The sequence below is a fragment of the Pseudomonas maioricensis genome, assembly GCF_022790535.1.
Classification (GTDB): domain Bacteria; phylum Pseudomonadota; class Gammaproteobacteria; order Pseudomonadales; family Pseudomonadaceae; genus Aquipseudomonas; species Aquipseudomonas maioricensis.
Window position 1 is genome coordinate 196,466 of the sequence record NZ_LOHG01000003.1, and the last position, 12,525, is coordinate 208,990.

Consider the following 12,525-nt stretch of genomic DNA (forward strand, 5'->3'; position numbering starts at 1 on the left):
CCGTTCAGAACCGGTTACGCAAAGCGGCAACTACGTTGTAGGTCTGGTCACGTACTTTCCCCGCCGGGTCAAATACGGTCAGGGTCAGGCGCACGCTGCGAATACTGGAGGCCAGTGCGGCGTTGTTGATAACCCGGGTATAGGACATCGGTGATCCGGTTATCCCGAAATCGACGGTGAATGCCCGAACGTTACTCACCAACGGCTGCGGTGCGTCAGTGCCAGTTCCGACCTTCATTCTCAGATCGCTCCCGCTCAGGCTGTAAGTGATCTTGCGCAAGGGGAAACTGGTTTCTCCCACTCCGGGCGCACGCGTTCCGTTATAGATGCGGGAGGTGGTCCTGCAATCAGAGACCACGCTCCAGGTCGGCGAACTGCCGGATGTGCCCACGTCGGCGGTCACCAGCGTCAGTGTGTTGGTAGCGTTATCCCAAAGAATCGGGTTAGTGAAATCAGCAGGCTTCGCAATCGCCGGGGCGACGACTGTTGTATCAAAGTCAAGGCAGCCATACATCCCGGTCATGCGGATTTCCTGCATCAACTTGCTCAGGGCGAAACGCGCATCTTCCTGCATCCGTGCGGCAGCATTCTGAGACTGATAAGTACCTTTGGAGGCGATGAAAATCTGCACGATGCCCATGCTCACAATCAGCCCCAGCACCAGCGCCACCATGATCTCGACCAGACCAAACCCCCGGACAGATCTGTTCATGGGGCTACCACGTCGTTAACACCGATACGTGTACTGAGGACAAACTGTTGCGGATTGGTCGCGCCCGGGGTTCTGCCCAGAAAAGTATCGCTTGCAGCGGCAGCCCGCGTGTCATCCCAGGTAATCGTGATGGTCACAACGGGTTTGGCGATCACGATCTTGCTGTTGGCACCGGCGGTTCCCGCAAAGTTAGTGATATTGGTGCTGAAGTCAGCCAGGTCTTGCGTGACGGCATTGCTCATATTGCTAGCGCTGGCTGCTGGCGCATTGGCCAATGAAGCCAGTGCATAGCTGGCCAGAACATTGGAACCATTGTTCGCGGCATTACCATCTACGTTCGCCCGGATGCGGTCCATCATGTCGTAGGCGATGAAGCTGGCCTGACTGGTCATGGCCGAGCTGTCGGTATACCTAAGTGCGTTAAGTTGAATAGCCGCAGCCCCCAACAGGCCAATGCCTAAAATCAGCACAGACACCAACACCTCGATCAGCGTCATGCCAATCTGACTACTCTTTCGTCCCTTAACCATCGCAATTTCCACTCGAAACTATTCGGCCGTTCAAGCATACATAGACAGTCTTGGTAATCGTCGTGCCCAGTGTGTAAGTCATTGCAACGGCACTCGCCGGAGCAGAGAGCCCGCCGAGGTTATTGAACTCGATCAAACTGACACCCGGAACCGCCAGCGCAGCCCCGCTGCCCATGGGGGCTGTGACCCTCAAAGCGTTCACGCTCGATGTATCGCTCGCGCGTACCACTTTGAGGGCAGTGTTCCAGGCAGTACCGTCGACATTGGGCCGAACCTGAATGCTCACTCCCCGGTTTATCGCCTCAAGCCGGGCAAAGTTGAGGGCGCGCTGCAGATCACTGACTTCGGTATCGGCCTTTGATCCCTGTATCGAGCTATTGAAACTGGGAATGGCAATAGCCGCGAGTATCCCCACCAACGACACAGTGATTAACAATTCGACGAGGGTGAACCCCTTGGATCGCTGAGTCATTGAGTGTCTCCTTGACGTTACGACTATAGGACAGCATCCAGCGCTGAAACTGTAAACAGGGATGTACGGTTGTTTGGCTGGGACGAGTGCCCGGCTGACATTCAAATGACAATTTCCAGGGAGGGAAATGCATGAAACAAGCGGGTTTTACGATAATCGAGCTGGCAGTGACGATGGTAATCATCGGACTGATCGTCACCCTTGCCGTTCCGGCATTCAGTGAGCTCGTCATGAGCCAGCGGCGGCTTGATGTGGCTCAGCAACTGGCTAGCGGCATACGCACAGCGCGAACGGAGGCGATTCTTAGAAGCCGACCAGTGGTGATCCGGGCGATCGATGAGGATTGGAGCAAAGGCTGGCAGATCGTGGTTGACCCGAAAAACAGTGAGGACGATCTGGTGCTGACCGAGCGGACTCGAAGCGGGAAAGTGCCAGTCTTCGGCAACCAACATGTCACGCGACAGATTCGCTTCAACGCTTTGGGTTCGCCATCAGATAGCGGGTTTGTGTCCGGGAGTCTCTTCATCTGCGCCGTGAATGACACGCTGAGCCATCACACAGTGGTGATGGCCAATACCGGCAGGGTCAGAATTGAAAGCGTGCCAAAGCCGGAAAAGCTTTGCGGGTAGCGCGGGAATTCCTGCAGACCTGTGCTTGCAAACGAATACCCTTCGGCACCCTGTTCTGTAGGAGCTCACCGAGGTTACGAGGCCAGCGATGGCGTCCTGTCTGACACACCGTTATCGCTGGCCTCGTAACCTCGGTGAGCTCCTACAGGGCCACTTTTTGCTTCATTACAACAGCGACTTGACCCGCAGTTCCTTGGGCATCGAGAAGGTTACATTCTCTTCACGGCCGGCCAGTTCGTCGGCACCGGTTGCGCCCCACTCGTGCAATTGCTGGATCACACCGCGCACCAGTACTTCCGGCGCAGAGGCACCGGCAGTGATGCCGATACGCTCAACGCCATCGAACCAGCCGCGCTGCATGTCTTCAGCGCCATCAATCAGATAGGCCGGAGTCGCCATACGCTCGGCCAGCTCACGCAAGCGATTGGAGTTGGAGCTGTTAGGGCTGCCGACAACCAATACAACGTCGCATTCGTTGGCCAGTTGCTTGACCGCATCCTGGCGGTTTTGCGTGGCGTAGCAGATGTCATCCTTGCGTGGCCCGCCAATCGCCGGAAAGCGCGTGCGCAAGGCATCGATAACGCGGCTGGTATCGTCCATGGACAAAGTGGTCTGGGTGACGAAGGCCAGCGCTTCAGGGTTGCGCACCTGCAGCTCGGCAACGTCATTCTCATCCTCAACCAGGTAGATCGCGCCGCCATTGCTCGCGTCGTACTGGCCCATGGTGCCTTCAACTTCCGGGTGACCATGGTGGCCGATCAGGATGCACTCACGACCGTCGCGGCTGTAGCGCGCGACTTCGATATGCACCTTGGTCACCAACGGGCAAGTGGCGTCGAAGACTTTCAGGCCACGACCCGATGCCTCAGTGCGCACGGCTTGCGAAACGCCGTGGGCGCTGAAGATCACAATGACGTCGTCCGGCACCTGATCCAGCTCTTCGACGAAGATCGCACCGCGAGCGCGCAGGTCTTCGACGACAAATTTGTTGTGAACCACTTCATGGCGCACATAGATCGGCGGGCCAAACACTTCCAGGGCGCGATTGACGATTTCGATCGCGCGATCCACTCCAGCGCAGAAGCCGCGGGGGTTGGCGAGTTTGATTTGCATGGGGTGCCTCATGTCTACGTGCGAAACAGCCCGACCGAAGCCGGGCTCAGGTTCAAGCTTGTTCAGAGCGCCTTGACCTCGAAGATTTCCACTTCGAAGCTCAGGGTCTTGCCTGCCAACGGGTGATTGAAGTCGATGGTCACTTGCGCGTCATCGAAAGCTTTCACCACACCCGGCAGCTCAGTATTGGCCGCATCATTGAAGATCACCAGCAAACCTTCCGACAGCTCCATGTCCTGGAACTGCGAACGGGGGATGATCTGCACGTTTTGCGGGTTCGGCTGGCCGAAGGCGTTCTCCGGCAAGACTTGCACAGTGCGTTTGTCACCCGCCTTGAAGCCGAACAATGCAGCTTCAAAGCCAGGCAGCAGGTTGCCGTCACCCACCTTGAAGGTGGCCGGAGCCTTTTCAAAGGTGCTGTCGACTGTTTCGCCGTTCTCCAGGCGCAAAGCAAAATGCAGAGTGACTTCCGTGTTCTGACCGATGCGCTGCTCGGTCAATACCTGTTCAGTCATTAACGGTCTCTCCGGTTTTCTTGCTCTTGAACATGTCCAGCGCCAGCATGATTGCACCGACAGTAATCGCACTGTCAGCGACGTTGAATGCCGGGAAGCCGTGCTCTTTCCAGTGTACGAAAATGAAATCGATCACATGCCCGATGACGATACGGTCGTACAGGTTACCCAGCGCGCCGCCCAGCACCAGTGCAAGCGCGATGGCAAGCCATGTCTCGTCTCGCCCCAAACGCTTGAGCCAGACCACCAGCACCACACTGACCACAATCGCGATCAGGGCGAACAACCAGCGCTGCCAGCCCGAACTGTCGGCCAGGAAGCTGAAAGCTGCGCCAGTGTTGTAAGCCAGCATCCAGCTGAAGTAGTCCGGGATGATCACGATCTGCTCGTACAATTCCAGACGGTGCTCGAAGTAATACTTGCTGGCCTGGTCAATGACCAGAACCAGCAGGCTCAACCAGAGCCAGGCCAAGCGGCCAAAACCAGCCTTAGGCATAGTGACGAACCTCGCCAGCACCGCTGATGTTGTCTACGCAACGGCCGCAGATCTCCGGATGCTCCGGGTTCACGCCAACGTCAGCACGGTGATGCCAGCAACGGGCGCACTTGGCGTGGCCGGACTTGACGACTTTGAGCTTCAGACCCGAAACCTCGGTCACCACCGCATCGGCCGGAGCATCGAGCAATGGCGCGACACTGGCCGTCGAGGTGATCAGCACAAAGCGCAGTTCGTTGCTCAGTTTCGACAGGTCGGCGACCAGCGCGTCTTCAGCATACAGAGTCACTTCAGCTTGCAGGTTGCCGCCAATCGCCTTGGCTGCGCGCAGGTTTTCCATCTCTTTGTTGACCGCCACCTTCACCGCCATGATCCGCTCCCAGTAGGCGCGGTCCAGCTCGAAGTCAGCCGGCATTTCGCTCAGGCCTGCGTACCAGGTGTTCAGCATGACCGACTCGTTACGCTCGCCCGGCAGGTACTGCCACAGCTCATCGGCGGTGAACGCCAGGATCGGTGCAATCCAGCGCACCAGCGCTTCGGAGATGTGGAACAGCGCGGTCTGGCAGGAGCGCCGTGCGGTGCTGTCCGCCGCCGTGGTGTATTGACGGTCCTTGATGATGTCCAGATAGAAACCACCCAACTCCTGCACGCAGAAGTTGTGGATCTTGGAGTACACGTTCCAGAAGCGGTATTCGCCGTAATGCTCTTCCAGTTCGCGTTGCAGCAGCAAGGTACGGTCGACAGCCCAACGGTCCAGCGCAAGCATTTCTTCCGGCGGCAGGATATCGGTAGCCGGATTGAAACCGCTCAGGTTCGAGAGCAAGAAGCGTGCAGTGTTGCGAATCCGCCGGTAGGCATCAGCGCTGCGCTGCAGGATCTGATCGGAAACCGCCATTTCACCGGAATAGTCAGTCGCCGAGACCCACAGACGCATGATGTCGGCGCCCAGCGAATCGTTGACCTTCTGCGGCGCCACGACGTTGTTCAACGACTTGGACATCTTGCGACCGTTTTCGTCGACGACGAAACCGTGGGTCAGCAATTCGCGGTAAGGCGCGTGGTTATCGATTGCACACCCCGTCAGCAGCGAGGAGTGGAACCAGCCACGGTGCTGGTCGGAACCTTCAAGGTACAAGTCGGCGCGTGGACCGGTCTCGTGACCCATCGGGTGCGAACCGCGCAGCACGTGCCAATGCGTAGTACCCGAGTCGAACCAAACGTCCAGAGTGTCGGAAATCTTGTCGTACTTAGGCGCTTCGTCACCCAGCAATTCGGCCGCGTCCAGCTTGAACCAGGCTTCGATGCCTTCTTTCTCGACGCGTTTGGCGACTTCTTCCATCAGCTCAACAGTACGCGGGTGCAACTCGCCGCTTTCCTTGTGCAGGAAGAACGGGATCGGCACGCCCCAGTTGCGCTGACGCGAGATGCACCAGTCAGGACGGTTGGCAATCATCGAGTGCAGGCGGGCCTGCCCCCATGCCGGAACGAATTTGGTGTCTTCGATGGCTTTGACAGCACGCTCACGCAGGGTGTCGCCAGCCTCAGGCTGTTTGTCCATACCCACGAACCACTGCGCAGTGGCGCGGTAGATCAGTGGCGACTTGTGGCGCCAGCAGTGCATATAGCTGTGAGTGATGGTTTCGGTGTCCATCAGGCTGCCGACTTCGGCCAGCTTGTCGATGATCGCCTGGTTAGCCTTGAAGATGAACTGGCCACCGAAGAACTCCAGCGAATCGACATATACACCGTTGCTCTGCACAGGACTGAGGATATCGTCGTTGGTCATGCCGTATTTTTTGCAACTGACAAAGTCGTCCACGCCATAGGCCGGGGCGCTGTGAACAACGCCAGTGCCAGCGCCCAGCTCGACGTAGTCGGCCAGATACAGCGGCGACAGACGGTCATAGAACGGATGACGGAAATTGATCAGCTCCAGCGCAGCACCAGTAGCGGTGGCGATGACAGTGCCTTCCAGCTTGTAACGGATCAGGCAGCTTTCAACCAGCTCGGCAGCCAGTACCAGCAATCTGTCGCCAACATCAACCAGGGCGTACTCGAACTCTGGATGCACGTTCAACGCCTGGTTGGCCGGGATGGTCCACGGGGTGGTGGTCCAGATCACGATGGCCGCAGGCTTGCTCAGCGAATCCAGGCCGAATGCCTTGGCCAGCCTGGCCTCATCGGCAACCGGGAACGCCACATCGATAGTCGAAGACTTCTTGTCCTGATATTCGACTTCTGCTTCAGCCAACGCCGAGCCGCAGTCGAAACACCAGTTCACGGGTTTGAGGCCCTTGAACACGAAGCCGCCTTTGACCATTTCCGCCAGCGCACGGATTTCCCCGGCTTCGTTGGTGAAATTCATGGTCAGGTAAGGCTTGTCCCAATCGCCCAGCACACCCAGACGGATGAACTCGGCCTTTTGACCTTCAACCTGCTGCGCCGCATAGGCGCGGCATAGCTCGCGGGTCTTGTCGGCGGAAAGGTTCTTGCCGTGAGTCACTTCGACCTTGTGCTCGATCGGCAGACCATGACAGTCCCAGCCCGGAACATAAGGCGCGTCAAAACCCGACAGGGTTTTGGAACGCACGATCATGTCCTTGAGGATCTTGTTAACGGCGTGACCGATGTGAATATTGCCGTTGGCGTAAGGAGGACCGTCGTGCAGAACGAACTTGGGACGATCCTTGCCAATTTCGCGCAGCTTCTGGTACAGGCCAATGCTGTCCCAGCGCTGCAGAGTTTGCGGCTCGCGCTGGGGCAGGCCGGCCTTCATTGGGAAGGCGGTGTCCGGAAGATTAAGCGTGGCTTTGTAGTCGGTCATTTCAGGCTCTTGATTAGCGATTGACCATGCCAATGGGCACGGGCGGCGGCGACATCCGCATTGATTGCCGTCTTGAGCGCCTCCAGGGAGGCGAAACGCTGCTCATCACGCAGCTTATGGTGGAAAGCCACCGTCAAACGCCGGTCGTAAAGATCACCGGCAAAATCCAGAAGATGCACTTCAAGGTGGGCACTGCCATCACCTGCCACGGTCGGACGCACACCAATATTGGCGACGCCCGGCCAGGTCTTGCCATCGATGCTTGCACTGACCAGATAAACACCGGTCAGCGGCACTCGACGACGCTTGAGCTGCACGTTGGCAGTAGGCGTACCCAACTGCCGCGCCAGCTTCTGGCCATGCAGAATCCGCCCGGTAATCCGGAACGGACGACCCAGCATGCGCTCGGCAAGGGCGAAATCCGCCACGGCCAAAGCATTGCGCACCTTGGTACTGCTGACGCGAACGCCATCGATTTCAACGGTCTGCGCCGCCTCCACCGTAAAGCCGCGGTCGTTACCCGCTTGTTGCAGGAAGTCGAAGTCGCCGATCCGGTCGCAACCGAAACGGAAATCATCGCCGACCTCTAGATGTAGTATGCCAAGGCCGTCGATCAGAACCGTATCGACGAACTCCGCGGCGCTGAGCTTGCGCAGCCGCTGGTTGAACGCCAGGCACAACACCCGATCAACGCCTTCAGCAGCCAGCAGTTCCAGCTTGTCACGCAAGCGTGCCAAACGGGCGGGAGCAGTCGCCGGGGCGAAAAACTCACGCGGCTGCGGCTCGAAAATGACCACGCAACTGGGCACGCCCAACTCGACCGCACGTTCACGCAAGCGCGCCAGGATAGCCTGGTGGCCCCGGTGAACACCGTCAAAGTTGCCAATGGTGGCGACGCAGCCCCGATGCTGGGGGCGCAGATTATGGAGGCCTCGAACCAGCTGCATAACGCACTTCTTGCTCATAAAGTGGCCGATTATAACCACACACAGCCCCGGACGACAGGCAACACGCCGAGGCAAAACAACAGTCATCGTTCCATAACGGAAAAAACCGACGACTACCCGTTACAACTCTTGCTTACAGGACCGCGCTGCGGGCGAAATCTTTCAGGCGGAAACCCAACAGCAACAAGGTCGCGAAATACGCCACTACGCCGGCCGCCACCAACCCGCCCAGACGAATAAAGCGCTCCAGCATTTGTCCATCGCTCCAGGCAGGCATCAAATGCATCAGCCCCAGCAACACAGCAGACATCACGGCGACCGCCAGGCACAGCTTTAACAGAAACTTCGTCCAGCCCGGCTGCGGCTGAAACAGATCCTGCTTGCGCAACTGCCAGAACAACAGCAGCGCGTTGATGCAGGCGCCCACGCTGATCGCCAGGGCCAGCCCGGCATGTTGCAGCGGGATGATGAAGGCCAGATTAAGCAGTTGAGTAACAATAAGGGTGAAGATGGCGATTTTCACCGGGGTGCGAATATTTTGTTGTGCATAAAAACCCGGCGCGAGCACTTTGATCAGAATGATGCCCAGCAAACCCACGGAATAGGCGATCAAGGCGCGCTGGGTCATGGCGGCGTCCACGGCGTCGAATTTGCCGTACTGGAACAATGAAACGGTTAACGGCTCGGCAAGAATCCCCAGCGCCAGCGTGCACGGCAAAACCAGTACAAAACACAGGCGCAGCCCCCAGTCGAGAATCCGCGAATATTCCTGACGGTCCTTGCTGGCATAGGTCTTCGACAGAATCGGCAGCAGAATCGTACCCAGCGCCACACCCAGCACCCCGGACGGCAGCTCCATCAGGCGGTCGGCGTAGTACATCCATGACACCGATCCTGCCACGAGAAACGAAGCAAAAATCGTATTGATGATCAGAGAAATCTGACTGACCGACACGCCAAGGATGGCAGGCAGCATCTGTTTCATCACCCGCCACACGCCCGTGTCACGCAGATTCAGACGCGGCAGCACCAACATGCCGATTTTCTTCAGATGCGGCAATTGATAGAGCAATTGCAACAGCCCGCCGACCAATACCGCCCAGCCCAGCGCCATGACCGGCGGATCAAAATAAGGCGTGAGAAACAAGGCAAAGAAAATCATGCTGACATTGAGCAGAGTCGGCACAAATGCCGGAACCGAAAAGCGGTTCCAGGTGTTGAGAATCGCGCCCGCCAGGGAGGACAGGGAAATCAGCAATATATAAGGAAAGGTCACTCGCAACAGATCAGAGGTCAGCGTGAATTTTTCCGGTGTATCAGCAAAGCCCGGCGCAGTGGCCCAGATTACCCAGGGAGCAGCGATAATCCCCAGCAGCGTAACCAGCGCCAGAACCAGCGTGAGCAAACCCGTGACGTAAGCCACGAACGTGCGGGTCGCCTCCTCTCCCTGCTGGCTTTTGTATTCGGCGAGGATAGGCACGAACGCCTGAGAAAAAGCACCTTCAGCAAAAATCCGGCGCAGCAAATTGGGCAGTTTAAAGGCGATAAAGAAAGCATCGGTCGCCATTCCAGCGCCAAATGTGCGCGCAATGATGGTGTCCCGAACAAAGCCCAACACCCGCGAAAGCATGGTGATAGAGCTGACGGCAGCCAATGATTTGAGTAGGTTCATTAAAGAATTTCACGCCTGGGCTAAAGGACCGGGCGATTAACCTGTCCATTTATGCAATACTCCGCGCCGCAAAAGCACAGAGGCAAAGTCGGCGAGTTTACAGGTCGCGCACCGGAAATAAATATCCCGGGCAAACATAGCGACCACTCAGCGGATCCGATCACCCCCCCTTGACAATCAATCAAGTCATCGGCATGATTCGCGGCCTATTTTGTAAGCTATTCCCTAAAAAGTCTTTCGAGGAGCTCGACGGTGGCCAACACACCTTCCGCCAAAAAACGTGCAAAACAGGCTGAGAAGCGTCGCAGCCACAACGCCAGCCTGCGTTCCATGGTTCGTACCTACATCAAGAATGTAGTTAAAGCCATCGACGCAAAAGACGCTGAAAAAGCGCAAGCTGCTTATGTTCTGGCCGTGCCAGTTATCGACCGTATGGCCGATAAAGGCATCATCCACAAGAACAAAGCTGCTCGTCATAAGAGCCGCCTGAACGGTCACATCAAAGATCTGACCGTGGCAGCTGCAGCCTAAGCGATAAGCTTAAGCCGTAAAAAAACCGACCCAAGGGTCGGTTTTTTGTTGCCTGCGATTTGATGAATTACAACAACCCACCACCCAGACGCCGCACTGTCGCGCAGCAAACATAACCCGGTAGGAGTGAGCTTGCTCGCGATAGCAGTAGATCTGTTAAGAAGATATCGCCTGAGCTGACGCTATCGCGAGCAAGCTCACTCCTACAGAAAAAGCATTTAAACCCAGATAGCTATTTATATTCGCAGCACAAAACCTCGCGAACAAGTTCGCTCCTACCGAAAAATCTTACGGCGCAGGTGCTGGCGACCACGGCAGGATCGGAATCGCAGTCACCGCATTCTGGGGACTGCCCTCGATAATCCGGTCGCTGTAAACCAGATACACCAACGCGTTACGCTTTTTATCGAAGAAGCGCACGACCTGCATAGTCTTGAAAACCAGAGAAGTGCGCTCCTTGAATACCTCGTCGCCGTCCTTCAGCTCACCCTTGAAATGGATGGGCCCCACCTGACGACAGGCAATGGACGCTTCAGCACGATCCTCTGCCAGACCAAGACCGCCCTTCACTCCGCCCGTTTTGGCACGAGACAGATAGCACGTCACGCCATCGACCTTGGGATCATCAAAAGCCTCGACGACAATTCGATCATTCGGGCCGACGAGCTTGAACACCGTCGACACCTGGCCAATCTCTTCAGCGGAAGCCAGCATCGGCAGCAGCAGCAAAGCCCCGAGCAATCCTTTCATTAGGCGCATTACGTGTTCCTTATCTTGAGATACCGGGCCAATTCACACCCAATAAACGGTGCCGCCTTTGAAATACGATACCCGGCAGGAGCGAACTTGTTCGCGAGACGGCTTTCGCCACAACGCATACAACTGCTCGCGAACAAGTTCGCTCCTACCGGGATCCCGCTTCGCTAGAGCAACGATGGGATTCAAACCAGAATCAGGTTATCGCGATGCACCAGCTCAGGCTCAGCCATGTAACCGAGCACACGCACGATCGCATCGGACGACTGACCAATAATCTTCTGCGCCTCAAGCGCACTGTAATTACTCAGACCACGTGCGACTTCGCGACCATCAGGCGCTACGCACACGACCATCTCGCCACGGCGGAAGCTGCCCTGAACCAGCTTGACCCCAACCGGCAGCAGGCTTTTGTGATCCTTGCTCAGCGCGGCCACAGCCCCCTCGTCCAGCACAAGCGTGCCGCGAGTCTGCAAGTGCCCCGCCAGCCACTGCTTGCGCGCTGCGAGCATTTCACGCTCAGGCGACAGCAGCGTACCCAGGCGCTCGCCACCCTTGAGGCGCGCAAGCACGCGCTCAATGCGCCCACCGACAATCACTGTGTGAGCACCCGAGCGGGCCGCCAATCGCGCAGCACGCAATTTAGTCTGCATACCGCCACGACCCAGAGCACCACCCGTACCGCCCGCAACAGCATCAAGCGCCGGATCATCGGCACGCGCTTCGTAAATCAACTGCGCTTCAGGGTTGTTACGCGGATCAGCATCGAACATGCCGTCACGATCCGTCAGGATCACCAGCAAGTCGGCCTCGACCAGGTTGGCCACCAGCGCCGCCAGGGTATCGTTGTCGCCGAAGCGAATCTCATCAGTGACGACCGTGTCATTTTCGTTAATGACCGGCACCACCCCCAAATCGACCAGAGTTCGAAGCGTGCTGCGCGCATTCAGGTAGCGCTTGCGGTCGGAAAGGTCGTCATGAGTCAGAAGAATCTGCGCAGTGTGGCGACCATGCTCGGCAAAGCTGGACTCCCACGCCTGCACCAGCCCCATCTGACCGATCGCAGCAGCAGCTTGCAGCTCATGCATGGCACTGGGTCGCGAAGTCCAGCCCAAACGGCTCATACCGGCAGCCACAGCGCCAGAAGAAACCAGGACCAACTCAACGCCCGCCTCATGCAGCGCCACCATCTGCTCAACCCAAACACCCATCGCCGAACGATCCAGCCCCTTGCCATCCGCAGTCAGCAAGGCACTGCCAATCTTTACAACCCAGCGCTGGGCACCCGTCACTTTGCTGCGCATCATCTTCCAACCTTAGCCAGAGAA

At 57.4% G+C, this 12,525-nt stretch carries 13 protein-coding genes; 2 read left to right on the forward strand and 11 right to left on the reverse strand.

Annotation, left to right across the window (positions count from 1 at the left end; all coding sequences use genetic code 11):
- Positions 1-4: 4 nt before the first annotated feature.
- The 3 genes from AUC61_RS06255 to AUC61_RS06265 are packed head-to-tail and all read right to left on the reverse strand — an operon-like array spanning position 5 to position 1,714.
- On the reverse strand, positions 5-712 hold the full coding sequence (locus tag AUC61_RS06255) for a PilW family protein (RefSeq protein WP_243245029.1): 708 nt from the start codon (positions 710-712) through the stop codon (positions 5-7).
- Positions 709-1,242: a type IV pilus modification protein PilV gene (gene pilV / locus AUC61_RS06260; RefSeq protein ID WP_243245030.1), complete on the reverse strand. Its 534-nt coding sequence runs from the start codon at positions 1,240-1,242 to the stop codon at positions 709-711. The genes AUC61_RS06255 and pilV overlap by 4 nt, the downstream gene beginning before the upstream one ends.
- The gene (locus tag AUC61_RS06265; protein WP_243245031.1) at positions 1,235-1,714 is read right to left on the reverse strand and encodes a GspH/FimT family pseudopilin; all 480 of its coding nucleotides are present in this window, start codon (positions 1,712-1,714) and stop codon (positions 1,235-1,237) included. The genes pilV and AUC61_RS06265 overlap by 8 nt, the downstream gene beginning before the upstream one ends.
- Positions 1,715-1,845: 131 nt before the next feature.
- Between AUC61_RS06265 and AUC61_RS06270 the strand changes: the two genes are divergently transcribed.
- A complete protein-coding gene (locus tag AUC61_RS06270; RefSeq protein ID WP_122662929.1) occupies positions 1,846-2,343 on the forward strand; it encodes a GspH/FimT family pseudopilin in 498 nt (165 codons plus the stop codon).
- Positions 2,344-2,508: 165 nt separating this feature from the next.
- Here the strand turns inward: AUC61_RS06270 and ispH are convergent, their stop codons facing one another.
- The 6 genes from ispH to murJ form a co-directional block, all read right to left on the reverse strand.
- Positions 2,509-3,456 carry a 4-hydroxy-3-methylbut-2-enyl diphosphate reductase gene (ispH, locus tag AUC61_RS06275; protein ID WP_243245033.1) on the reverse strand — a complete coding sequence of 316 codons (948 nt, stop codon included), beginning with the start codon at positions 3,454-3,456 and terminating at the stop codon, positions 2,509-2,511.
- A 62-nt stretch (positions 3,457-3,518) separates the two neighbouring features.
- Positions 3,519-3,971: an FKBP-type peptidyl-prolyl cis-trans isomerase gene (fkpB, locus tag AUC61_RS06280; RefSeq protein WP_122662933.1), complete on the reverse strand. Its 453-nt coding sequence runs from the start codon at positions 3,969-3,971 to the stop codon at positions 3,519-3,521.
- Positions 3,964-4,467 (reverse strand): signal peptidase II, encoded by a 504-nt coding sequence (gene lspA, locus AUC61_RS06285; RefSeq protein WP_122662935.1) that lies wholly within the window; start codon positions 4,465-4,467, stop codon positions 3,964-3,966. The genes fkpB and lspA overlap by 8 nt, the downstream gene beginning before the upstream one ends.
- On the reverse strand, positions 4,460-7,291 hold the full coding sequence (gene ileS, locus AUC61_RS06290) for an isoleucine--tRNA ligase (protein WP_243245034.1): 2,832 nt from the start codon (positions 7,289-7,291) through the stop codon (positions 4,460-4,462). The genes lspA and ileS overlap by 8 nt, the downstream gene beginning before the upstream one ends.
- Positions 7,288-8,238 (reverse strand): bifunctional riboflavin kinase/FAD synthetase, encoded by a 951-nt coding sequence (gene ribF / locus AUC61_RS06295; protein WP_243245036.1) that lies wholly within the window; start codon positions 8,236-8,238, stop codon positions 7,288-7,290. The genes ileS and ribF overlap by 4 nt, the downstream gene beginning before the upstream one ends.
- Positions 8,239-8,371: 133 nt before the next feature.
- Positions 8,372-9,910, reverse strand: a complete 1,539-nt coding sequence (gene murJ / locus AUC61_RS06300) for a murein biosynthesis integral membrane protein MurJ (protein WP_243245037.1) — start codon at positions 9,908-9,910, stop codon at positions 8,372-8,374.
- 252 nt (positions 9,911-10,162) lie between these two features.
- On the opposite strand from murJ, the gene rpsT reads away from it, so the two are divergent.
- Positions 10,163-10,441: a 30S ribosomal protein S20 gene (gene rpsT / locus AUC61_RS06305; RefSeq protein ID WP_122662945.1), complete on the forward strand. Its 279-nt coding sequence runs from the start codon at positions 10,163-10,165 to the stop codon at positions 10,439-10,441.
- A 288-nt stretch (positions 10,442-10,729) separates the two neighbouring features.
- On the opposite strand, the gene AUC61_RS06310 is transcribed toward rpsT, so the two are convergent.
- Complete coding sequence (locus AUC61_RS06310) at positions 10,730-11,200, reverse strand: CreA family protein (protein WP_243245039.1); 471 nt, start codon at positions 11,198-11,200, stop codon at positions 10,730-10,732.
- Positions 11,201-11,382: 182 nt separating this feature from the next.
- On the reverse strand, positions 11,383-12,501 hold the full coding sequence (gene proB / locus AUC61_RS06315) for a glutamate 5-kinase (RefSeq protein ID WP_087272787.1): 1,119 nt from the start codon (positions 12,499-12,501) through the stop codon (positions 11,383-11,385).
- Positions 12,502-12,525 lie beyond the last annotated feature (24 nt).